The organism is Virgibacillus kimchii, from assembly GCF_055379185.1.
The window spans coordinates 3609005-3630957 of sequence record NZ_AP043951.1 but is presented as its reverse complement, the minus strand read 5'-3'; the positions used below and the strand labels follow the sequence as shown (position 1 = coordinate 3630957).

The following is a 21953-nucleotide window of genomic DNA, read 5'->3' as shown; positions in this document are numbered from 1 at the left end:
TCCCCTTTAAAGGAAGATAAATTGCCAGATTTTAATTTGAATTTAAATGCAACAGGTATTTTCATGCCTTGCCGTGAAAAAATTAGGATGCAACCGCATATTTATTCATAAACCGTAAACTGTGGTTTGGAAGGATGATCCAGAACAAACGCTTGATGAGGATACTTTAATAGCTTTTGATATAATACCAGGTCACCAAAGCAGCCTGCAGTCAATATGACCCCCAGTATGGAGAGGGGTAAATAATTGAACGATATACCTATGATGAGCGGCAGAATTCCTGTAGGGATTAATGGAAGCAGCAGCACGATTTTCATTTGTTTCACCGTTACCGGTCGTTTTGCATGGGCATAAACAACACCCATTTTCCAATTAACGCCCCAATCCAATTCCTTTTTCGGGACTCCACCAATATAGCGAAATCCAATCAAATGTATTGCTTCATGCAAAACAACGAAAATGGTCATGGCAATCAAAAACAGAAGCATGCCGGAAAAGGTGACTGCCAACTCTGCACTCTCAAAAATAAGTACATGTATAAATATTACACCAGCCAGCATTGCCATACAGGCAAGTAGCACCAGTATATTCACTTTTACCATAGAAATCGACACCACTACCCCATTATTCCGCTTCGCTTCCATTTATTCACCCCCCACTATGTCGGGGGTCTGACCCCTTAATTCTGAATATTTGGAATTGAGGGGTCAGACCCCATTAAAAAGCAATCCTGTGTATGGTCATTTACCATGCCAGTTGCCTGCATGAAGGCGTAGCAGATCGTTGGGCCGACAAATGAAAAGCCGAGTTTCTTTAGATCCTTGCTCATCTGTTCTGATTCCTGCGTATAGGCTGGAATATCTTCCTGTGTCTGACGATTCATTTCCATCGGATTGCCACCAACGTAAGACCATATAAACGTTTGAAAGCTTCCATACTTTTCCTGAATTCGCTGAACTGCCTGTGCATTTTTAACTACAGCATTAACCTTCAACTTATTTCGGATAATGCCCTTATTTTGCATGAGTGCCTGAATCTTGTTTTCATCATATTGACTGACGGTATTAATATCAAAGCCGTCAAATGCCTCCCGGTAATTCTCTCTTCGCTTTAAAATGGTAATCCAGCTTAAACCGGCCTGGGCGCCTTCCAGACAAAGCATCTCAAACAGCTCACGATCACCATAGGTCGGCCTCCCCCATTCGTTATCGTGATAATCAATATAAATCTGCTCATCTGATACCCAGGCACAACGCTTTTTCTCCATGCTAAGTATCATTCCTTTCGCTGTGCTTAAAGCACAAGACGAAACTTTCTTTCATACTACTCTTCCTTCGTCTCCACTTGATTTTCTTCATAGGAAATCCAGTCACTAAAGCTTCCGGGATATAATTTCACATTTTCATAGCCGGCCAGTTTTAATGCCAGTACGTTTGGACAGGCTGAAATTCCGGAACCGCAGGAAACAATAATCTCTTCTTCTTTATCAAAAGCTTTAAAATGACTTTGCAGCTCTTCCGGCTTTTTCCATTTTCCATTTTCGTTAAGTATACCCTTCCAAAAATAGTTTTCCGCTCCAGGAATATGACCGGCTTTTCCGTACAAAGGTTCTACTTTTCCTAAATAACGCTCTCTGGAACGCGAATCAATCAGACGCGCGGATTGATTTTTAAGTTTTTCCTTCACTTCATCTATGTCTGCTTTCGCTTCAGTCCGAATGGATGGCTCATATGTTTTTGCTTCCAATTGAGGTATTTCACTTGTTACTTCATTTCCATCCATGATCCAACGTTCATATCCGCCATCCAGCACGTATGCTTTCTCATGCCCTAAATAATGCATCATCCACCACATTCTGGCAGCAAACATATCATTGGATTGGTCATATATAATTACCGTAGTATCATTATCTATCCCAATATTCCCCAGTTTTGCCGTAAACATGTTCATATCCGGCAAGGGGTGATTGCCGCCATGCTTTTCCTGTTTTCCGGACAAGTCCTTATCCAGATCCATGTAAACAGCACCGGGCAAATGGTCTTTTAAGTATAGTTTTCTGCCTGCATCCGGATCACTCAGCTGAAATCTCACATCCACAATGACGGTATTATTCCGGGGGCTTTCCAAACGGTTTTTTAATCGGTTGACACTGACCAAATAAGACATGCTATCCCTCCAGTATTTTACTCATATAGTATTCGTTTACATACTTCCCGTCCATATATAAGGAGTCTCTTTTTACTCCTTCTTTTTGAAAACCGGCTTTCTTATATAATGTAATCCCTGCTAAATTGTCTGTAATTACTGTTAATTCTAACCGATGCAGCCCATTTTGCATAGCCCATTTTTCCAGTTCACAGAATAAAGCCGTGCCAATTCCTTTTCCCTGATAATCATCCAAGATTCCTACTATAAAGTACGCGCTATGTTTATTTTTCCTGGCTGCACCACCCTTCGTATCATCCTGCGTTGTGTTTCCTCGATCAACTCCCTTTCTCCTGGTCCATATAACATAAATGAACTTTCACTTTCCACCTGCCTGATTAACGCCGCAAGAGTTTTCGCATCCTTTTCATCCACCCGTCTGATCATTTTTATATATCCCCCATATGCTAAACAGCTTTGTTAAGTTATAATTATAGCAGACAGTTTATGTGTTGAGGAGATGAAATCAATGTGGGAAACAATGATGGAACGTTTTATTACTTATGCAAAAATTGATACTCAATCGGATGAATCGAGTGAAACCACCCCATCCACACCAGGTCAATTGGAACTGGCCAGACTTTTAGTAAATGAATTGAAGGAAATTGGTATGGAGGAAGTTACTATCGATGAACACGGATACGTGATGGCTACCCTTCCGGCAAATACGGATAAGGATGTACCTGTAATAGGATTTATAGCCCATCTGGATACTTCGCCTGATTTCACCGGTAAAAATGTAAATCCGCAAATAATCGAACGGTATATGGGGAAAGACATTACGCTTAACGAGGAATTGAATGTCGTTATACCTATGGAAAAATCTGTGGAATCCATGGCCTATTTTGGACATCCCCTCATTACCACCGATGGAACCACTTTACTGGGCGCGGATAATAAAGCTGGAATTGCAGAAATCATAACAGCGATGGATTATTTGATTAGGCATCCGGAAATTAAGCACGGAAAAATCCGTGTCGCTTTTACGCCGGATGAAGAAATTGGCCGTAGTACGCAAAAATTTAACATAGAGAAATTTGCAGCTGATTATGCCTATACTGTTAACGGCAGATCACTGGGAGAAATTCAGTATGAAAACTTTAACGCAGCCGCCGCCCGTATTATCTTTAAGGGGGTTAATATCCATCCGGGCGCAGCTAAGAATAAAATGGTGAATAGCGGAAAAATGGCCGCTGAATTTATCGGGAAATTCCCGGAGAAAGAGGCGCCGGAATATACAGATTTCTATGAAGGCTTCTACCATCTTATTTCCGTTAAAGGCGATGTAGAACGTACAGAAGTAAAGTACATCATTCGCGATTTTGATAAAAACGGGTTTAGAGATCGAAAGGAAACGGTAAAAAGATATGTGGATGAAATGGAAAATAAGTACGGAGAAGGTAGCATAGAATTGGAAATGAAGGATGAATATTACAATATGCGGGAGAAAATAGAGCCTGTTAAGGAAGTCATAGATATTGCCTATGAAGCAATCGATAACAACGGTGTCGTTCCCGCTATAACGATGCTACGCGGTGGAACGGACAGCGCCCAGCTATCCTACATGGGCTTGCCTACACCTAACCTTTTTTCCGGAGGGGAAAATTTCCATAGTAACATTGAGTATATCTCCCTAGACAACATGGAAAAAGCAACAAATGTTATCATAGAAATAAGCAGGCTATTCGCGCACAAAAGCTGAATTTTTTGAATTGAGGGGTCAGACCCCCACTACAGTAACGCGTTAACGTATTAATGTGGTGGGGGTCTGACCCCGCAGGTACAGGAGAGAATGATGATGAGTATGAAGTATTTAGTGATTGCTGGTGTTCTTTTTTGCTTCAGTTTTATTTTTACAGGATGCAATACTGAATCACCTTCAGATACAGAGGAACCGCCCGCGGATGAAACAGAGCATGAAGAAGAAAGCACAGAACCTGACGTTGACGAGGAAGCAGATAATATATTGACGGAAGCACCAAATGCACACATGCAAAAGCTTGATGACGGTCCTGATGTGGAAGTCTTGCAGCAGGTGCTGAGTGAAATAGGTTATGATATGGAGACAAGTGGAATTTATGACGATGCCACTACCTGGGCGATTACCGATTTGCAATTACAATTCGATGAACTGATGGTTACCGGGATCTATGAGGAAGACACAAGCCGGAAACTGGATAATCTTTTCCAGGAAGAGGTAAGTGATTTTCAGCCAGGTGAGGCGCTTCCCGTTCCAACGGAGGAAGTGACTACTTCTCATGGGTCTGTCGTATTGGCGAACCCTTACGAGCAACTTGCACTTGTCAATAAAGAATTTGCCCTCCCGGAGGATTATAGCCCGGAGGATTTGGTTGTGCCGGACATTCCTTTCCCATTTGAAGACGATCTGCCACAAAAACAAATGCGTGAAATTGCAGCGGAACCGCTGGAAGAAATGTTTCAGGCCGCAGAAGAAGCAGGACTTGAATTATATGCCCAATCCGGCTTTCGTTCCTACGACCGTCAGGATGCTATTTTCGCTTCCAATGTAAATCAACACGGGGAAGAAGATGCAAATAACTTCAGCGCCCGGCCAGGAGAAAGCGAGCATCAAACCGGGCTTTCCATGGATGTCACCAGTCCCGATGTCGGCTTTGGTTTAACGGTGGAGTTCGCTGAAACAGATGAAGGAAAATGGCTGAAGGAGCATGCAGCCAATTTTGGCTATATAATCCGTTATCCTGAGGGAAAAGAGGATATTACCCAATATCAGTATGAACCTTGGCATTTGAGATATGTCGGGGAACAGGCTGCAAAGGAAATAACGGAACAGGACATCACCTTTGAGGAATATTTGGGACAAGACTGATTCTGTCCTGATCACCCCATTCTTCCTTCATGCAGTAAGGTAATGACTTAGGCAAAAACGCATATCTCAGCATCCAAAAGGTGATCCGAAAATTTTCATTGGATCACCTTTTGCTTCTAAACCCCAAGTTAAGTTCTGAAGTTCCATGCTTTGGATGATGAACCGCTCCTCCGCGCCATCCTTACTCATTCCTCTTAATCTATAAATACTGAATCAACAATCGTCCGTTTGAAAACCTCTCCCGTACTGGTTAATCCTTCTATATCAACCGTTACATTATACACTTCAACTCTTTTTTTAAATGCCAAAGTTTCGTCTATATTTAAATTCAAATTTACACCTTTTGCCGAATGTTCTGTGCTATTTTCAGGGCTGCTGGATTGCGTAATATGGTACGTTGCTTTCATGGTATCCTGCTGCACTTGAGTACGATCAACTTCCACCTGGTAGATTCCCTTTGATTCGGATACCTCATTTCCGACAATCAGCGGGGCAGCTGTATAATCTGCCAACAGCAAATAGCCATCATCTTTCATGGCATCCATGTTGATAAACCATTCCCCGGCCATCGGATTATCAAGCGTAATATAGTGACTGGTCGCCCCGGCAAAAACATCTTCCTTATTTGTTTTTGTTGCTATGTTAGGTGTTACCTCTTCCCCGGAAGGATCTATTAAACTTATATCTGACAATTCGGTGGATGTCATTATATGCAAAGATATATTTTTTACGCCATCCTCGACAGCAAGGGAAAGCTCATTTGCGGCTCCCGCATCCAAGGCTCCACCATGAATCCACTGGTTCACTGCCGAAGAGTTGTTATCCGCATTCTTTGCAGAAGAAGATATGTCTAAAGACTGCTCAGCCATCAAATACGGTTCGAATACCGGAAAAGTTTCACCCGTTCTTATGGACGTATGGTTCCAGTCTCCAATGTCCACCTCCTGTCCACCAGGTAAATTACTGCTCTCCACCGTTACAACACCATCATTAGGTCCATACTGCGACAAATAAGTACCTCCAAACCAATTGGACGAAAACATGGACCCCCAGTCCGTTCCACCCAGCGTATAAAAATCATTATAATAAGCGAAAGGCTCTTGTTCCATTTGCGTCCGGAAGTTTTCCATATTTGCCGTTTGCATTGCATAGGTTCCGTCCCCGCGTGCTCCTATCAAATCTGCAATCCACCCTGCCCAGGAGCTGTAGGCCAAATCAGCAAGCTGGGAACCATGATGGGGGCTTGATAGCGTAATTACATTATCAACATATTGCCATGCCCCGTAATAAGCCAGTGCGGTTTGTGTATCCACCCCACCCTTACTGTAAGCTACAATGGTGATGGGGGCGCCATTAAAATGGTTGGAGATCTCTTCTATCTTCTCAGCAAGAAGTTCCCCATTATCCCACATATCCGCCGACGCTCCGCCTGCATCATGCATCTGAATAAACGCTGTCTGGTAACCGGCATTTAACGCTGTTTCGTACATGTCATTATCTTCCCAAAATATTTGTGCCACATTATTCAGACCGGGCACAAACAAAAGAACTGGTGCATTGGAAACCGGTTGAGAAGGGGTATCCCCTATATACCATTGCCCAGGTGTTTCATCATTTCCATTACCCGCTTTGCCTGAAATGGAGATGTTGTCTGTTTCCACGATCGGAACCGGTTGGTCTGGACCTGATTCCTCACTTGCAGCAGCTTGAATCTGAAAAATGACGACCATTGAAAAAATAGCTAAAAAACCGAGAAACAGGGACCGTTTTAACATTTCTATCATTTTCATTCTCCTTTTATACCATTATTTGTTGTCAAACATACGCTACTTTCGATCTATCCTCCTTCCTGCACATAGGCATTTATTAACGTGCTAATTTTCCCATTAATACAACTATTCAGTTTAATAAATGAGTTCCCTGGTTGTAAGTAGAATAAACACCCTTTTCCGGAAAATATTAGAAATTTCATTATCTCTTCCCACTCTGCGTTAATCGCACTTATGTAAAAGTAAAACTTTCTTTTCTGCTTTGGAAAATTCGAATTCACTACTCTTTGGTGAAAGAGTCACATAATAAATTTGAGCTTCCGCAAATCGACTTCTCAGTTAAAGGTTCTTAACATGCAAAAAAACCAGCATATGCTTTAGCAAGCACATACTGGCTCCTTTCACCATCCGTTTATTTAAATTAAAATGGCTTTAAGATCATTAACGCAATAACGACTAAAAAAATTCCATTTTCTATACGTTCATAGAAAAACAACTTATTGGATAAGGTGTAATATTCGGTCGGAATCTCTTCTCCATTATGGTCCTGCAATAGTTTTTTAACTGGTTTTGAGCGCGGAGATAAAACAGTCGGACCAAACGCCAAAGCGATTAAAAACAATATCAGACTGACTATATACCATCCCTGTGACAATAGATACGTATTAAGAAACCCCATCCATAAGCCGGTAATTAATAAAAGGCTACCGCCGATCATCACGAAGATATGAAGCCTGTTTCGAATCTGGTAGGCATGCCTCAGTTCAGTCATCGTATTCGCTTTCCTGACGACATGGATCATGACGAAGCCGGGCCCCATGCCCAAAATAGCTGAGAAAATATGAATAAAAACAAGTAACTCATACAAAGTCATTTCACGTGCCTCCAACTGGAATACTTTCTTCTAAACTCAGTATATAGTAACCTTTTGAAGAGACTGTGATATTTCTCACGCAGGCCCGTGTAATTTTAACAAAAAAACAACAGTTTTCCCTGTTTTCCTTTTGGTTGTACAAAATATTTCCCCTGCAGCACGATGCTTAACTGCTAACACCAGCATTAATGCCAAATTCATTGGACTACAGGCTGAAACCCCATCATTTTATTCATACATAATTTTCATATCGCCCTGCTTAACCCAGCCCTTTTTCCGGAAATACTCGGATATAAGCAGACTGATCAATGCCGGCAAAATAAAGTGCAGCAGAAGAACAGCCCATAATAAATCCCATGAAAAACCCATCGATTCAATTGTCATAATTTGTCCTACAAATCCGCTTGTCCCCATACCGGCACCGGCTGCATTATTGGTGAGTCCCAGCCAAACGGTAGCCAATGGGGCAAGTACAATCCCAGCAATAGTCGGCGGTACGATGATCAGCGGTTTTTTTATGATGTTTGCCACCTGAAGCATGGAAGTTCCAAGGCCAAGTGCCATAAAACCGCCAATCCCATTGTCACGGTAGCTTGACGCGGCAAAACCAATCATTTGCGCTGCACAGCCGATCGTTGCTGCTCCAGCCGCCAGGCCATCCATGGACAGCATAATTGCAATCGCAGCTGCCGAGATTGGGGCAGTTAACGCCCACCCCATAAGCACAGCCACTAATATTCCCATAATAAACGGCTGCTGCTCCGTGGACCAATTAATAATCTCTCCAAATCCGGTCATAAACCTTTGAATCGGAGGACCGATAAAGCTGCCTGTCACAAACCCGACTATAATTGTCGTAAGCGGTGTGACGATGATATCTATCCGCGTTTCTTTATAGACAATTTTTCCAACTTCTGTAGCCAGTAATGCTGTAACGTAGCTTCCGGCAGGACCTCCCAGTTCTGCACCAAAAGCACCGGCAAATAAAGCAGAAAACAACACCATGGGCGGTGCCTTTAACCCATAGGCAATCGCCACCCCGATTGCTCCACCCATTATTTTATTGTCCATGGCAAAACTGCCCATCTCCATGAGAGCATTCGCCAATCCAGGGGCAAAATGAATAAAAATCTGCTCCCCGGCCGTTTGAATGATTAACCCGATGATTAAAGAGGAAAACAGCCCAAGCGCCATGAAACTAAGTGCCGTAATCACATATTCCCTGATGGACAGGGAAACCCCTTTCCTTTTCAAAAACGAAACCATATTTCTTTCTCCTTTTTCTGTTTTTGTGAAGTAGTTCACAAGTAGTGGATGCTTTTTTCCGCAAAGCAATTTTTCTATACCCTATTATTACGTTAATCTTTTCACATATCAAGCCTATTTATGTATTTTTTCAATATGAAAGTTTGGCTATGAGAAAAAAATCGAAAGCTGCGGAAAATTGTACTCATTTGCTTTAAAGCGTAATATCCCTTACAATTTAATTGAAAACGATTATCAATTATATCATCTGCCTCGGGAGGAAATTTTTTATGATAGAACTTACAAAACAAACAGAGCTGGCCAAGCTGATTCGTGAGCGACGGGCTGTTAAAAAGGGCTATAATAATAATAAAGTAACGGAAAAAACTGTACTGCAGTTATTAAATGATGCTGTTTGGGCACCCACCCACGGGTTAAGGCAGCCATGGCGTTTTATTTTTATTGATTCCGAGCAAAAGCCGGACTTTGCCAAAAAAGTCGCGGCAACCTACCCGGAATCTAAACAGAAAAACCGGGAGGACTATTTGAACGAACCAAATGCCATACTCGTTGTCATTATGGAAGAACCGGAGATTCAAAAGGCTTGGGAAGAAAACTATGGGGCGACCGCTGCCATGATCCAGAATTTATGGCTGCTTGCCTGGGAGCAGCAATTAGGTATGGTATGGAAAACAAATCCGCATATTTATGATCCAAAAGTAAAAGAAATTTTAAATGTAAAAGATAACGAAAAGATTGTTGGATTTATTCATATGGGCTATTTTGATGAAGCTCCGCCGGAAAAAGAGCGTATCTCTGTGAAAGAAAAGTTCTCGACTTATCTGTCCTGATGAAAAAAAGATTGCGGGTATACGAATAAATTAAATTCCAGCCAGTGCACCACACTGTGTTGTCCGACAGATTCGATGAGTAACACCACTTTAGTCGGAATATATTATTGATGTACCGTAGAGAGTCAACATACGACAAAAGAAAAACTCCGGCAAATTCTGCAACACGGAAAAAAGCTGTTAAAACACTAATAATCAACCAGGTTTTAACAGCTTACATATTCATTAACTACACACTGCTCTTTAAATCGTTATCGTCCTTATGGCGCTGTATAGCCAATTCAATGAGTTCATTAATCAGATCGGGATAGCTGATTCCGCTGATTTCCCAGAGTTTCGGGTACATACTTATTTTGGTGAAGCCCGGAAGTGTATTTATTTCATTGACGTAAATCTCCCCGTCCTGTGTCAGGAAGAAATCGACGCGTGCCAGCCCCCCGCATTCAAGGGTTTCGAAGGCTTTAACAGCTACCTCCTGCATCCTTTTTGTTTCTTCATCTGTAAGGTCAGCCGGAATCGCCAGTTCGGCCCCCGTTTCATCAATATATTTGGATTCATAGGAGTAAAACTCCGTATTTGGCAGTATTTCCCCGAGCAAGGAGGCTTTCGGATCATCATTTCCAAGTACCGCACATTCAATCTCACGTCCATCGATGCTTTCCTCGATAATGATTTTATGGTCATACTCAAAAGCTGATTCAATTGCCTGCTTAAATTCCTCCGCTGTGTTCACTTTGCTTACCCCGACGGATGATCCCTGGTTTGCGGGTTTAATAAACAGGGGTGTTCCCAGTTTTTCCACCGCTTCATCATAGTTGATTTCATCTTTCTTACTTTTTCTATAAACCAGCCCTTTGGCAACATTAATTCCTGCTGCGTTCAACAGTCTTTTAGCAATGTCTTTATCCATGCATACAGAGGAACCCAGCACATTCGATCCCACATAAGGAAGGTTCGCTGCACGGAACATTCCCTGCAGGCTTCCATCCTCCCCAAGCGTCCCATGAACAATTGGAAAAACAACATCAATTTGATCCAACGGCAAGGATTTGGATGCATGAATCAATTGATTGTCTTCATCCCCCGGAACGATGGCTACATGCTCATTTGACTTATTTAATTGAATCAGTTTTGGATTTTCCTCGTTTAATAAATAGGAGGATTGATCATTTAAATGCCACTTGCCTTCTTTATCAATACCTATTAACATCACATCATATTTATCTTTGTCTATGGCTTCCACAATATTTTTTGCAGACTGAAGGGAAACCTCATGTTCAGCCGATTTACCACCAAATACAATTCCGACCTTCTTCTTATTCATAAACTCCACCCTTTCGGAAAAACCTATATAATAAAAATAGCATTTTTTATTAGTGCCTGTCACTACCCGATTTTTGACGAAATATGTCGAATTATTTTTTGTTAATCGCTCCGATACATTTTCACAAATACAGGGATATATAATACAAAGGATATTAAGAGAAATGCTCCAGTCACTGTCATTAATAACATTGCCACAGTCTCATTCATTTCAGGAAAGACAATTAACAAAAATGTGGCAGCATAAAACACTGCTGTCGATGCCTTTCCAAACCACATGGAACCATCCAGCCTTTTCCCCTTCCGTAACAGAACAAGCCCATTCATTCCCATAAATAATTCTTTCACTACAAATAATACGATTATAATCCAAATATATTCATATTGAAAAAGAAGACAAATGATAATTGCCATTTGCGTTAGTTTATCTGCCAACGGATCAAGGAGTTTACCAAGTTCTGTAACTTGATTAAACCTCCTTGCTATCAAACCATCCAGCAAATCCGATAAACCGGAAACTAAAATGATTAGTGCTGCAATATAATAATCCCCTGGCTCAACAGCAGTTATGTAATAATAAGCAAAAAACGGGATTAACATAATTCTTATATACGATAAAATATTGGGAATGGAAAATATTTCTTTCACTGTTAAGCTCACAGCAGCAGCCCCCCCTAAATCAACATACGTACTTCAGCCACAAATAAATGAAGCCAAATCTCCCATTGGTATCATTACAGAAACACCTGGAATATCACAAACCGGAGACAGAAATTTAAGTTACAGATAGCTACATTGTACCCTTTTTGCAATCATTAACAAACCCATTCGACAAACTTCGGAGGGGTGAAAACTCTTTTCATGGTGCGACGAACATTTAGCGCAGTCCAGGCACCGACCCTACAACATATTTCGACATATTCCGGGAAGTGACAGGCACCTGTCGAAAAATATTTTTATAAAACTGGGGTTGACTTCTTTGAAAATTTCACTTATTATAAATCCCAATACGATATTACGAAATTGCGAAGAAAAGCGATGAAGAAGAGGAGTAATCTATCGGAACACTTCAGAGAGCTGATGGCTGGTGAAAATCAGTGTGGGACAGTAGATGAATGGACTTCTGAGCTTCCAAACCGAACTTATGAATCAGTAGGCTTTGGCGACCAGGTCTCATCGTTATACGAGACGAATATGAAGCATCCCTGCTTGATATTGCTAAAGTGAGCTGTTTTTCAGCTAATAAAGGTGGCACCACGGTCCCTCGTCCTTTTTACAGGCGGGGGGCTTTTTGTTTTTACAAATAAATATTAAAAAATCGTTAAGTAAGAGGAGTAGGTTTATGACGTGCGTTTTAGAGAGCCGGTGGCGGTGGGATATCGGCACGTAACCATAAACTGAATGGACTTACGAGAGGTTTCCTGAAATTACAGTATGGAAACACGGAGCTCCGCCGTTACACGGATAGGATATCGAGCAACCATGGCTTTTAACCAATTTGGCGACTAGTGAACTTCCAGTCGCAAACAAAAGCTGCAAAGAAGAAAAACCGCTCCGTATCCGAAAAGAGATGAAAAGAAAGCCCTTTTCTTTTCAAAAGAGGTGGCAACGCGGTCATGATCGTCCTCTATAAACACATTTACCAGATGTTTATAGAGGACTTTTTTATTTCCCCTCCTATAAGCGGAGGGACATCAATATATTTCAAAACGAGGAGATGAAAAAAATGCCGGTTTCAAGCAAAACGAACGTCCCTTACAAAATGAGAAAAAAGAACGCCGACACGTTAACCCCGATTATTATTTTTAACCGATTAACAGGAGAAAAAAGATTTCTTCTGGAAAGTACCATCCATCATGATAAAAAAGGAAAATACTCTTTTATCGGAACGGGTCCTTACCAGGAAATAATGGGAAGCGGACAAGAAACTACAGACATCCACCATGAGAAACAAACAAGGGTAACCGTTAAACAAAGCCCGCTGGCGTATTTGGAAAAACAGCTGCCAAAGCTTGACCTGGATCTTCCCCTCCCTTTTTATGGAGGAGCCATCGGCTATATCGGCTACGACACCATTCGGAGCTATGAGGCCATTGGTAAAGATTTGCCGGATGATATAGACATGCCGGACATTCATTTTATGCTTTTTAAAAATATTATTGTTTTTGACCACAAGAAAGAAGAAATTTACCTGATTGCCACAAATCCGGATGATGAAACCGAGACACAGCTGGAAAAGCGTCTGGAACAGTTAAATAGAAAACTGACGAAACAAAAAAAAGAGCAGCCAATGAAACAACAAAAACTGCACTTTCGCCCGGAAATTCCCAGAGAAAACTTTTTAAATAAAGTCCGTCAGGCGAAAGAACACATTCAAAAAGGCGAGGTCCAGCAGGTGGTTCTTTCGCAACGTATGACAGCCGAAATGGATGGAGATCCTTTTTCATTCTATCGGATGCTCAGAAAGTCAAATCCTTCTCCCTACATGTTTTATATTGATTTTGATTCATATACCCTTTTGGGTTCATCACCGGAAAGTCTGATTCAATCAAAAGGGAAAGAAATCATGACAAATCCGATTGCCGGTACAAGGCCGCGCGGAAAAGATCGAGCAGAGGATGAAGCTCTGACACGTGAATTACTGACAGATCAAAAGGAGGTAGCCGAACATGAAATGCTCATAGATTTGAGCCTGCAGGATTTTGAGAATATCTGTGAGACAGGAAGCATTGAAATTCCAACGAAAATGGAAGTGGAAAAATACGAACATGTCATGCACATAGTATCGGAAGTAAAAGGCTATCTGAAAAAAGACCACACAAGTTTTGACGCCTTAACTTCCTGCCTGCCCGCCGGGACTGTATCCGGTGCCCCAAGGAGACGGGCCATGCAGATCATTAATACTTTGGAAGAAAAAAAGCGAGGCGTATATGCAGGAGGCATCGGTTATATCAATTTCAGCCATGATCTTAACATTACCCTGGCCATCCGATCCCTAGTTATTAAAGAAAAAACTGCCTACTTGCAGGCAGGTGCAGGGATTGTATCCGACTCGGTTGCGGAAAAAGAATTTGACGAAACGATCCATAAAGCGAGGTCTCTCACAGAAGTGAGTAAAGATGTCTCTTTTAATTAGGGTAATTTTCAACCTAATAAAACACATGATCAGAAAGGGGTTTACTTATGAAAATGTATCTTGAGAAGTTAATGGAACGAAAAAACCTGACCGTGGATGAAATGCAGCACGCAGTCCGGCATTGCTTTAAACCAGAAACAACCGAATCCGAGATTTCCGCTTTTTTAACTGCATTAAAAATAAAGGGGGAGACCGCGGATGAATTAACCGGACTCGTCGAAGTCATCCGTGCCAAATCCGCATTTCATGCCAGCCCCCTTCCAAATGTGATGGATAACTGCGGAACAGGCGGAGACAAATCAAACAGTTTCAACATCAGTACGACCGCTGCCTTTGTGATTGCGGGAGCCGGCGTTCCTGTGGCAAAACACGGAAACAGAAGTATATCAAGTAAAGCAGGCAGTGCAGATGTACTGGAGCATTTAGGTGTATCACTGTCATTCAGCCGGGAGCATATGGAAGAAGCACTCACCGCCAATAACATATGCTTCCTGTTTGCACCTCACGTCCATCAGGGGTTAAAACCATTTACCAAGGTGCGGAAAAATCTCGGTCTGCCAACTATTTTTAATATCATTGGCCCATTAACGAATCCGTTTGATCTTGGCTCCCAGTTAATTGGTGTTTACCGGCATGACTTGCTTCAACTTACGGCAGATGCACTGAGAAAATTAAAAAGAAGACGTGCCATCGTACTGCATGGTGCAGGCGGGATGGATGAAGCATCGCTATCAGGTACAAACCATATGATTTTGCTGGAACAAGGAAGATTGACGTCATTTACCCTCCATCCTGAAGAAATAGGATTGCCTGTATATACAAAGGAACAAATTCGCGGTGGAGATGCCAAAGAGAATGCCGCCATTACAAAAAGCGTGTTGAAAGGAGAGCCCGGCCCCTATCTTGACACCGTGCTTCTCAACGCCGGACTTGGTTTATTTGCCAATGGAACAGCTGAAACGATCTCCTCCGGGGTTGCCATGGCAAGGGAAAGTATTACTTCGGGCAGTGCCATGGAAAAACTGGAAAATCTCGTTCAATACAGCAGAAAAATTCCATCAGAGGTGGTTTAGATGTCTATTTTACAAAAAATTTTAGTTCAAAAAGAAAAAGAAGTCAGTGAACTTCTCGGGCAAACATTTATCCAGCATCCTAAAAGAACGGTTATGACTTTCAAAGAGTCGGTAAATAGTTCCGAAGATATAGGGATTATCGCAGAAATCAAGCGTGCTTCTCCATCAAAAGGAAACATTCAACTGGACGTCAATCCTGCCGACCAAGCCAGAAAATATGAAAAATACGGGGCCTCCGCCATTTCCGTATTAACCGACCGATACTTTTTCAGTGGCTCGATGGATGATTTGCGGGCAGTAAGAGAAGCTGTGAATTTGCCAATTCTATGCAAGGATTTTATCATCCACCCCATTCAAATTGACCGGGCAAGAGCCGCCGGTGCCAACATGATCTTGCTCATTGCAGCTGCATTATCCGAGGAGCGCCTGGTCCAATTGTATAACCATTGCCGGAAGCTAAATCTGGAAGTGCTGTGCGAGGTGCATAATGAGGCAGAGATGAACACAGCACTGAAACATGGGTTTGAGATTATTGGAATTAATAACCGGGACTTGAACACCTTTCAGGTAGACCTGGGAACAACAAACCGGCTTGCAGCGCAGGCAACAAACCCGAAAACAATTCTCGTCAGTGAAAGCGGCATAAAAAGCAGTTCCGATGTTTCCCATGTAAGAGATGCAGGTGCGGATGCTGTTCTGATCGGTGAAACGTTGATGGCAACCGAAGATCTAGACAAAACGTTTCAAATGCTGACAACCAAAAAATATGTGAAGGGAGTGTGAGCGGAAAATGCTCGTTAAAATTTGTGGAATTACTTCAGTTGAAATGGCAAATAGAGCGACAGAAGCGGGAGCGGATATGATTGGGCTGGTATTCGCACCAAGCAAACGGCAAGTTACACTTAGAGAAGCTGCGGTTATTACACGTACACTTCCTCCTTCCGTGAAAACGGTCGGAGTGTTTGTAAACGAAAGCACGGGAAAAATGCAGGCAATCAGTAAGCTTATCGGTTTGGATTATATCCAGCTGCATGGGGATGAACCACCTTCTGTTGCAAAGAAACTCTCTGCTAAAGTAATCAAAGCCTTTCCCGCAGACTGCCTGGCCAGAATCAAGGAGGAAGCACGACACTATGATTTTTACCTGATCGACGGACCTGCCGGTAAAAATCGTGGAGGAAACGGAAAAGTGTTTGATTGGAAGAAAGCACAAAACCTGCCAAAGGAAAACGTTATACTCGCAGGGGGCCTGACCCCCGAAAATGTACAGCAGGCTATTGAAATCGTTCAGCCTGCCGGTGTGGATGTATCCAGCGGGGTGGAAACAGTCGGGGTGAAAGACCCGGTGAAAATAAAACAATTTATTCAAAATGCCAAGGGAGGTAATCGCATTGAAAAACTATACCATGCCTGATCAAAAAGGAAAATTCGGGCTGTTTGGCGGGAGATTCGTTCCGGAAACTCTCATGCCTGCCCTGCTTGAGTTGGAAACCATATACGAAAGTGCCATGAAAGATCCTGATTTTTCACATGAACTGGAGCATTACATGAGGCAATATGTCGGCAGGGAAACACCGCTTTTTCATGCCAAAAACCTTACGGAAAAAACCGGAGGAGCAAACATTTACCTGAAACGGGAAGATTTAAACCATACCGGCGCCCATAAAATCAACAATACCCTTGGGCAGGCGCTGCTCGCCAAGCGCATGGGCAAGAAGAAAATTGTGGCAGAAACCGGTGCCGGCCAGCACGGTGTTGCCACCGCAACAGTCTGTGCCTTACTCGGACTGGAATGCATTGTGTTTATGGGGGAAGCGGATATTCAAAGACAAAAATTGAATGTATTCCGAATGGAACTGCTGGGAGCGGAAGTGCGCAGCGTGGCCAACGGCAGCGGAACACTGAAAGATGCAGTAAACGAAGCACTCCGCTATTGGGTCAGCAGCGTAAACGACACACATTATATTCTCGGTTCAGTCGTTGGCCCCCACCCATTCCCTAAGATTGTAAGGGACTTTCAATCCGTCATCGGACAGGAGACGAGACAGCAGTCATTGGAGCAAAATGAAGCGCTGCCTGATGCAGTTGTTGCCTGTGTCGGCGGCGGAAGCAATGCGATGGGAATGTTTTATCCTTTTATTGATGACGCAACCGTCAAATTATTCGGTGTGGAAGCAGGCGGAAAAGGTATTCATACAGAAGAGCACGCTAATGCTTTAAACGGAAATACAGGCGTACTGCACGGGACAATGACCAAATTGCTCCAGGATGATCATGGACAGATTCAGGAAGCCTTTTCCATATCTGCCGGGCTGGATTATCCTGGGGTTGGCCCGGAGCACAGCCACCTGCATGAAATAAAACGTGTCACTTACACAACGGTTACTGACGAAGAAGCATTGGAAGCTTTTCAGACTTTATCCAAAACAGAAGGAATTATCCCTGCTCTGGAAAGTGCTCATGCCGTCGCTTTTGCAATACAGCTTGCAGAAAAAATGAAGCCGGAGGAATCCATCGTCATTTGTCTTTCCGGCCGAGGAGATAAGGACGCAGAACAGGTTAAAAGTGTATTGGAGGGATATAAAGATGGGAATTGATAAATTAAACCACACTTTTCAAATGAAGCTATCCAATGATGAAAAGCTGTTTGTCCCTTATATCATGGCTGGAGACGGCGGATTGGATATCCTGGAAGAACGCATTGCTTTTTTGGAGGATTGCCATGTATCCGCCATTGAACTTGGCATCCCTTTTTCCGATCCGGTTGCCGACGGCCCGGTGATACAGGAAGCCGGGATACGAGCACTGCACGCGGGCACAACACTGGAAAAAGTATTAAATATACTTAAAGACAGCGCCGGAAAACGAAGGGTCCCCATCATACTAATGACTTATATTAATCCTATTCTGCAGTATGGTCCGGAAAAATTTGCAGCGGATTGTGCAGCAGCCGGAGTGGATGGTGCCATCATTCCTGATGTGCCGCTGGAGGAAGAGAAAGTCATCTCTGTTCCGTTTAAAAAATATTCCCTTGCACTCATTCGGCTTGCATCCAGAACAAGCCCGGATAAACGACAGCAAAAGTTGGCTGCAACCTCGGATGGATTTCTGTATGCTGTGTCAGTGATGGGAACCACCGGGACAAGAAGTATACATGATAAAGACGTGGAAAATTATTTAACGAAACTGAAAGAATTAAGCTCCGCTCCGGTTTTAGCCGGCTTTGGCGTCTCCAACAGCAAGCAGGCACAACAATTAAGCTCTTATTGTGACGGGGTGATTGTCGGCAGCAGAATTGTACAATTGTTTCATGAAGGGAAAACCGAAGATATTAAAAAGCTGGTGGCAGAAAGCATAAAAACAAGGGCATCTGAATCTGTTTAAAAACATGCAAGGAGAAGGGCACTGATTGCGTATGATATCAGCGCCCTTTTCAAATTCAACTGCTTTTATTTATTTTCCTCTTCTCTTTCGTGCTTCCTCATATTCTTCTTCACTTATTTCCCCTCTTTCCATTCTTTCTTTCATAATAACAAGCGAATCACGGGGAGAAATTTCTGATTTTTTTCTTGTGAAACGGATCAGAATAATAATAAGCACGATGAGAACAATAATGGTTAGAACAATTCGGACAGAAGGTGGTAAAGGCCACATGTGAATCCCTCCTTATTTTTACCATTACCTTTTTCTTATGATTTATAACCTGAACTTATATCAATTGTAAATTTAATGAAATATGTTATGATGAATCAGAAAGCTTTATAAGTTTTCGCACTGGGGGAGCCGGATTTCGGCTGAGACCCTTGGCACCCGATCTGGATTATTCCAGCGCGGGGAACGTGCAGTCGGCATGGCAGTGCTGAAATAACAATAAAACATGTTCATAAGTTGGCTGCATCTTTTAAGGATGCAGCCTTTTCAATTGTTCATTTTTTATCGTTCTTCCTCCATAAAATATGGATATTTATCTTTTATAATTACTGTTGAAATGTTAAAAAAATACAATTATGGAGGGATTTACATGAAGGAGTATTTGTTATATGTATAATTATGATGTTGCAAATAGAGAGTCCAAATATCAGGATAGGCTGTTCTTCATGGACAACTAAGATATAATCTTCCATTTTAAAAGCCCCCAGTTTTCTATATGAGGATATTCAAATGGAACCTAAAAAAAGCTGCCTACTGCAGCAGCTTTTTAATCAACTACCGGATATCCCAGTTTTTCGATCGTCTCCTGTAATTCTTGTTCAGATAACTGCATTTCATCATACTTCACTTTTACCTTACTGGATTCTAAAAAAACGGTCGCTTCCTCCACCCCGTCTTTTTTTTCAAGCGTCCGCTCAATTTTTATAATGCAAGATGGACATGACAATGACTCCAATTGAAGTTCAGCAGTTTCCATTGTCCATTCCTCCTTGTTTTTATTGTACTTCCATTATAAGCGATCTCCGGAAAAAATAAATTGACAAGGGTCAATTATTTAAAGTTTATGCTGATATTTCACTGGGAAGGATGAAAATAAACTTGGTTTGGAGGGATTTTGACATGGCACATCGAAAATATGAAGAAACCATTCATGTATTGCATGAATGCATGGAAGCTTGTAACCATTGTTATGACGCCTGCCTGAAGGAAGGTGATATCGGTATGATGCGGGATTGTATCCGCTATGATCGGGAATGTGCGGACATGTGCGGATTTTTGGAACAGGCCTTAATTCGGGATACGCCGTTTGCCGGTGAGTTAGCAAAGGTTTGTGCGGATATTTGTGAAGCCTGCGGAAATGAATGCAAAAAACACGAGCATGAGCATTGCCAAAAATGTGCAGAAGCCTGCTTTCACTGCATGGAAGCGTGCAGGGAACTGGCTGCATAAATGAGAATAAATAAAGCATGCACTAAAATCCTGATGGTTCATCAGGATTTTTTGCTATCGCTGACCCTCATTACTTTATAATCCCGGCACTTATCCAACTGTCTTAGTTTATAACAACCAAGTTTAAATATTTACGTTACTATATCCAAATTTAGTATGTAAACAAATTACCGCAAAGATCATAGACAGAAACATAGTCAAAACCTCTCAGTGAACCATAGTATATAACTATAATAAGAGGAGGGTGAAATGGTATGAGTGATTCATCTAAACAACCAATGGTATCCGAGAAAGTAGTTCAGGTGATGGTGGATAATATATTCAAAAAAAATGGCATTAAACCGGAAGAAATGAAAAAAAATATAAGTGATGATCAAAAGCAAATGCTTAGAGAAATGGTTAACGACCTAAAGGCACAAGTGGAACAGTTTAATAAAGGCGAGAAAGATATTACTAAATCAAGCGACTAATATATCTATAAAAAACACCTAATTCATAGGTGTTTTTTTTAATTCCACTAAATCTAGTTCATGTGTACAATCTTATCGGCAAACAAATCAATAGTATATTCTATAACTAAAGAAAGGAGTGTTCATATGACGTCAGGTAGACGCTATGATACTGCTCGCCCTGCCAGCAAAAAAAGTAGACAATTTTTCATTCATGGTAAGCAGAAAACCGAGCAACATTGTTGCACACAACCAGCCCGCGAGTTTCACACAAAGCATTGCCATCAATGCAATAAATGTAATAAATGCTGCAAATGCAGTGAGCACCGTAAAGAATTCAGCAAAGACCACAGCAAAAAGTCACCGTTTGATTACTATTTCAGCAATAACCCCGATGCAACAGTACTTCAGGACGGCGATCAGGTTTCATCTTTGGACCAGGAATCAACTGAATTGATATGGGTGAAAGAATCGTGCAATATCACGGTTAACTCAACGGACACACAAGCTGCAGTTACACTTCAAGCCGGATTGGAACTGGCTATTGCCCTGGTTGTTAACATTGCCATTGGTAGTAGTCAGCAGGCTGAGGGAGTGTCGCAAGAACTCTTGCAGCAAGTCAGAACAGAACAAACAAATAAGCAGAAAATATTTATCTATAATACGAAAGATGCCAACGTGACAACCAGAAACACTGATGTGGCTATTAATATTCAAGCATTGCTGCAAGTATTAATCGCATTGGTTGTAATGATAGATATTTTATAAACCAAAATGGAAAGAGGTGTATAGTATGTCAAAAACAAAAGAATGGCGTGCACTGGACCATTGTGATGATACGACACGAAATGATGAGACAGTGCTTCAAGAAGGAGAACAGTCTGTTACTACGCAACAAGAGTCATTCGAGTGGATCATAATTAAAGATTCCGAAGATATTAATGTTACAACTACAGATACGCAAGTAGCAGCATCACTGGAAGTTGGCATTCAGGTCGCAATTGCTGTTGTTCTCAGTATCGCTATCGGAAGCTCTTCCCAGGCTGATGATGTAGTTCAGGATCTTAAGCAAGTTACCAGAAATAGACAAAGCAACCGGCAAAAAACAATCGTAGAACATTCTAAAGATGTCGATATCACTACGAGAGATACAGATATAGCTATCAACCTTCAATTGTTGATCCAAATTCTTGTTGCCATTGTTGTTAGTCTTGACATTCTTTAATAAATTAAATTGAAAATAGACGGGGGATTAGACTACTACGGGCAAATATAAGTTCTAGTTCCCCGGATATTTAA

At 41.9% G+C, this 21953-nt stretch carries 23 protein-coding genes, 1 pseudogene and 2 other annotated features; of the genes and pseudogenes, 13 read left to right on the top strand and 11 right to left on the bottom strand.

The annotated features are described in order from the left end of the window. Positions 1-101: 101 nt before the first annotated feature. The 4 genes and pseudogenes from ACZ42C_RS17635 to ACZ42C_RS17620 all read right to left on the bottom strand — a co-directional run bounded on the left by ACZ42C_RS17635 (position 102) and on the right by ACZ42C_RS17620 (position 2592). Positions 102-644, bottom strand: a complete 543-nt coding sequence (locus tag ACZ42C_RS17635) for a DUF3267 domain-containing protein (RefSeq protein ID WP_461180435.1) — start codon at positions 642-644, stop codon at positions 102-104. A gap of 35 nt (positions 645-679) precedes the next feature. After that, positions 680-1267: a DNA-3-methyladenine glycosylase I gene (locus ACZ42C_RS17630; protein ID WP_461180434.1), complete on the bottom strand. Its 588-nt coding sequence runs from the start codon at positions 1265-1267 to the stop codon at positions 680-682. 56 nt (positions 1268-1323) lie between these two features. After that, positions 1324-2166 carry a sulfurtransferase gene (locus ACZ42C_RS17625; RefSeq protein WP_461180433.1) on the bottom strand — a complete coding sequence of 281 codons (843 nt, stop codon included), beginning with the start codon at positions 2164-2166 and terminating at the stop codon, positions 1324-1326. A gap of 1 nt (position 2167) precedes the next feature. Then, positions 2168-2592 (bottom strand): annotated as a pseudogene (locus ACZ42C_RS17620) (N-acetyltransferase family protein). An 82-nt stretch (positions 2593-2674) separates the two neighbouring features. On the opposite strand from ACZ42C_RS17620, the gene pepT reads away from it, so the two are divergent. Beyond that, complete coding sequence (gene pepT, locus ACZ42C_RS17615) at positions 2675-3907, top strand: peptidase T (protein ID WP_461180432.1); 1233 nt, start codon at positions 2675-2677, stop codon at positions 3905-3907. A gap of 102 nt (positions 3908-4009) precedes the next feature. Further along, the gene (locus ACZ42C_RS17610) at positions 4010-5053 is read left to right on the top strand and encodes a D-alanyl-D-alanine carboxypeptidase family protein (protein WP_464891298.1); all 1044 of its coding nucleotides are present in this window, start codon (positions 4010-4012) and stop codon (positions 5051-5053) included. A gap of 194 nt (positions 5054-5247) precedes the next feature. Here the strand turns inward: ACZ42C_RS17610 and ACZ42C_RS17605 are convergent, their stop codons facing one another. The 3 genes from ACZ42C_RS17605 to ACZ42C_RS17595 form a co-directional block, all read right to left on the bottom strand. Then, the gene (locus ACZ42C_RS17605) at positions 5248-6837 is read right to left on the bottom strand and encodes an esterase/lipase family protein (protein ID WP_461180430.1); all 1590 of its coding nucleotides are present in this window, start codon (positions 6835-6837) and stop codon (positions 5248-5250) included. Positions 6838-7243: 406 nt separating this feature from the next. After that, positions 7244-7696, bottom strand: a complete 453-nt coding sequence (locus ACZ42C_RS17600; protein WP_461180429.1) for a DUF2269 domain-containing protein — start codon at positions 7694-7696, stop codon at positions 7244-7246. A gap of 228 nt (positions 7697-7924) precedes the next feature. Beyond that, positions 7925-8962, bottom strand: a complete 1038-nt coding sequence (locus tag ACZ42C_RS17595; RefSeq protein ID WP_461180428.1) for a PTS sugar transporter subunit IIC — start codon at positions 8960-8962, stop codon at positions 7925-7927. A 269-nt stretch (positions 8963-9231) separates the two neighbouring features. Here ACZ42C_RS17595 and ACZ42C_RS17590 point away from each other — a divergent pair, with 269 nt between their 5' ends. Continuing rightward, positions 9232-9792, top strand: coding sequence for a nitroreductase family protein (locus ACZ42C_RS17590; protein ID WP_461180427.1), 561 nt, complete (start codon positions 9232-9234; stop codon positions 9790-9792). A 229-nt stretch (positions 9793-10021) separates the two neighbouring features. Here the strand turns inward: ACZ42C_RS17590 and ddlA are convergent, their stop codons facing one another. Together ddlA and ACZ42C_RS17580 are read right to left on the bottom strand one after the other, a co-directional pair. After that, complete coding sequence (gene ddlA, locus ACZ42C_RS17585; protein WP_461180426.1) at positions 10022-11116, bottom strand: D-alanine--D-alanine ligase; 1095 nt, start codon at positions 11114-11116, stop codon at positions 10022-10024. Positions 11117-11217: 101 nt separating this feature from the next. Next, positions 11218-11775, bottom strand: a complete 558-nt coding sequence (locus ACZ42C_RS17580) for a CDP-alcohol phosphatidyltransferase family protein (protein ID WP_461180425.1) — start codon at positions 11773-11775, stop codon at positions 11218-11220. Between the two features lie 369 nt (positions 11776-12144). Continuing rightward, positions 12145-12390, top strand: a binding site (T-box leader). A 37-nt stretch (positions 12391-12427) separates the two neighbouring features. Beyond that, positions 12428-12746: a binding site (T-box leader), on the top strand. A gap of 95 nt (positions 12747-12841) precedes the next feature. Here ACZ42C_RS17580 and trpE point away from each other — a divergent pair. From trpE to trpA, 6 genes are read left to right on the top strand one after another with little or no spacing between them, the layout of a single operon-like run. Next, a complete protein-coding gene (gene trpE, locus ACZ42C_RS17575; RefSeq protein WP_461180424.1) occupies positions 12842-14251 on the top strand; it encodes an anthranilate synthase component I in 1410 nt (469 codons plus the stop codon). 47 nt (positions 14252-14298) lie between these two features. Beyond that, positions 14299-15324 (top strand): anthranilate phosphoribosyltransferase, encoded by a 1026-nt coding sequence (gene trpD, locus ACZ42C_RS17570; protein ID WP_461180423.1) that lies wholly within the window; start codon positions 14299-14301, stop codon positions 15322-15324. Further along, on the top strand, positions 15325-16107 hold the full coding sequence (gene trpC, locus ACZ42C_RS17565; protein ID WP_461180422.1) for an indole-3-glycerol phosphate synthase TrpC: 783 nt from the start codon (positions 15325-15327) through the stop codon (positions 16105-16107). 7 nt (positions 16108-16114) lie between these two features. Then, positions 16115-16738: a phosphoribosylanthranilate isomerase gene (locus ACZ42C_RS17560; protein WP_461180421.1), complete on the top strand. Its 624-nt coding sequence runs from the start codon at positions 16115-16117 to the stop codon at positions 16736-16738. Then, positions 16731-17921 (top strand): tryptophan synthase subunit beta, encoded by a 1191-nt coding sequence (gene trpB, locus ACZ42C_RS17555; RefSeq protein WP_461180542.1) that lies wholly within the window; start codon positions 16731-16733, stop codon positions 17919-17921. Before ACZ42C_RS17560 ends, trpB begins: the two co-directional genes overlap by 8 nt. Beyond that, the gene (gene trpA / locus ACZ42C_RS17550) at positions 17911-18708 is read left to right on the top strand and encodes a tryptophan synthase subunit alpha (RefSeq protein WP_461180420.1); all 798 of its coding nucleotides are present in this window, start codon (positions 17911-17913) and stop codon (positions 18706-18708) included. The genes trpB and trpA overlap by 11 nt, the downstream gene beginning before the upstream one ends. 69 nt (positions 18709-18777) lie before the next feature. Here trpA and ACZ42C_RS17545 read toward each other — a convergent pair whose 3' ends face one another. Together ACZ42C_RS17545 and ACZ42C_RS17540 are read right to left on the bottom strand one after the other, a co-directional pair. Next, a complete protein-coding gene (locus tag ACZ42C_RS17545; RefSeq protein WP_461180419.1) occupies positions 18778-18978 on the bottom strand; it encodes an SHOCT domain-containing protein in 201 nt (66 codons plus the stop codon). 544 nt (positions 18979-19522) lie between these two features. After that, on the bottom strand, positions 19523-19732 hold the full coding sequence (locus ACZ42C_RS17540; RefSeq protein WP_461180418.1) for a heavy-metal-associated domain-containing protein: 210 nt from the start codon (positions 19730-19732) through the stop codon (positions 19523-19525). Between the two features lie 143 nt (positions 19733-19875). Here ACZ42C_RS17540 and ACZ42C_RS17535 point away from each other — a divergent pair, with 143 nt between their 5' ends. The 4 genes from ACZ42C_RS17535 (at position 19876) to ACZ42C_RS17520 (ending at position 21879) form a co-directional block, all read left to right on the top strand. Then, the gene (locus ACZ42C_RS17535) at positions 19876-20205 is read left to right on the top strand and encodes a four-helix bundle copper-binding protein (protein WP_461180417.1); all 330 of its coding nucleotides are present in this window, start codon (positions 19876-19878) and stop codon (positions 20203-20205) included. 254 nt (positions 20206-20459) lie between these two features. Further along, a complete protein-coding gene (locus ACZ42C_RS17530) occupies positions 20460-20675 on the top strand; it encodes a spore coat protein (protein WP_461180416.1) in 216 nt (71 codons plus the stop codon). Positions 20676-20801: 126 nt separating this feature from the next. Further along, positions 20802-21422, top strand: coding sequence for a spore coat protein (locus ACZ42C_RS17525; RefSeq protein WP_461180415.1), 621 nt, complete (start codon positions 20802-20804; stop codon positions 21420-21422). 25 nt (positions 21423-21447) lie between these two features. Beyond that, positions 21448-21879, top strand: a complete 432-nt coding sequence (locus ACZ42C_RS17520) for a spore coat protein (protein WP_461180541.1) — start codon at positions 21448-21450, stop codon at positions 21877-21879. Positions 21880-21953: the final 74 nt, after the last annotated feature.

Excerpts from the sequence above, each read along its gene's own strand:
- ACZ42C_RS17605 (WP_461180430.1), bottom strand. The coding sequence starts at position 6,837 with ATGATAGAAATGTTAAAACGGTCCCTGTTTCTCGGTTTTTTAGCTATT.
- ACZ42C_RS17525 (WP_461180415.1), top strand. The coding sequence starts at position 20,802 with ATGACGTCAGGTAGACGCTATGATACTGCTCGCCCTGCCAGCAAAAAA.
- trpD (WP_461180423.1), top strand. The coding sequence starts at position 14,299 with ATGAAAATGTATCTTGAGAAGTTAATGGAACGAAAAAACCTGACCGTG.
- ACZ42C_RS17535 (WP_461180417.1), top strand. The coding sequence starts at position 19,876 with ATGGCACATCGAAAATATGAAGAAACCATTCATGTATTGCATGAATGC.
- ACZ42C_RS17545 (WP_461180419.1), bottom strand. The coding sequence starts at position 18,978 with ATGTGGCCTTTACCACCTTCTGTCCGAATTGTTCTAACCATTATTGTT.
- ACZ42C_RS17560 (WP_461180421.1), top strand. The coding sequence starts at position 16,115 with ATGCTCGTTAAAATTTGTGGAATTACTTCAGTTGAAATGGCAAATAGA.
- trpA (WP_461180420.1), top strand. The coding sequence starts at position 17,911 with ATGGGAATTGATAAATTAAACCACACTTTTCAAATGAAGCTATCCAAT.
- ACZ42C_RS17595 (WP_461180428.1), bottom strand. The coding sequence starts at position 8,962 with ATGGTTTCGTTTTTGAAAAGGAAAGGGGTTTCCCTGTCCATCAGGGAA.
- ACZ42C_RS17600 (WP_461180429.1), bottom strand. The coding sequence starts at position 7,696 with ATGACTTTGTATGAGTTACTTGTTTTTATTCATATTTTCTCAGCTATT.
- ACZ42C_RS17590 (WP_461180427.1), top strand. The coding sequence starts at position 9,232 with ATGATAGAACTTACAAAACAAACAGAGCTGGCCAAGCTGATTCGTGAG.
- ddlA (WP_461180426.1), bottom strand. The coding sequence starts at position 11,116 with ATGAATAAGAAGAAGGTCGGAATTGTATTTGGTGGTAAATCGGCTGAA.
- ACZ42C_RS17520 (WP_461180541.1), top strand. The coding sequence starts at position 21,448 with ATGTCAAAAACAAAAGAATGGCGTGCACTGGACCATTGTGATGATACG.
- trpE (WP_461180424.1), top strand. The coding sequence starts at position 12,842 with ATGCCGGTTTCAAGCAAAACGAACGTCCCTTACAAAATGAGAAAAAAG.
- ACZ42C_RS17630 (WP_461180434.1), bottom strand. The coding sequence starts at position 1,267 with ATGGAGAAAAAGCGTTGTGCCTGGGTATCAGATGAGCAGATTTATATT.
- ACZ42C_RS17540 (WP_461180418.1), bottom strand. The coding sequence starts at position 19,732 with ATGGAAACTGCTGAACTTCAATTGGAGTCATTGTCATGTCCATCTTGC.
- ACZ42C_RS17530 (WP_461180416.1), top strand. The coding sequence starts at position 20,460 with ATGAGTGATTCATCTAAACAACCAATGGTATCCGAGAAAGTAGTTCAG.
- ACZ42C_RS17610 (WP_464891298.1), top strand. The coding sequence starts at position 4,010 with ATGAAGTATTTAGTGATTGCTGGTGTTCTTTTTTGCTTCAGTTTTATT.
- ACZ42C_RS17625 (WP_461180433.1), bottom strand. The coding sequence starts at position 2,166 with ATGTCTTATTTGGTCAGTGTCAACCGATTAAAAAACCGTTTGGAAAGC.
- ACZ42C_RS17635 (WP_461180435.1), bottom strand. The coding sequence starts at position 644 with ATGGAAGCGAAGCGGAATAATGGGGTAGTGGTGTCGATTTCTATGGTA.
- trpB (WP_461180542.1), top strand. The coding sequence starts at position 16,731 with ATGCCTGATCAAAAAGGAAAATTCGGGCTGTTTGGCGGGAGATTCGTT.
- trpC (WP_461180422.1), top strand. The coding sequence starts at position 15,325 with ATGTCTATTTTACAAAAAATTTTAGTTCAAAAAGAAAAAGAAGTCAGT.
- pepT (WP_461180432.1), top strand. The coding sequence starts at position 2,675 with ATGTGGGAAACAATGATGGAACGTTTTATTACTTATGCAAAAATTGAT.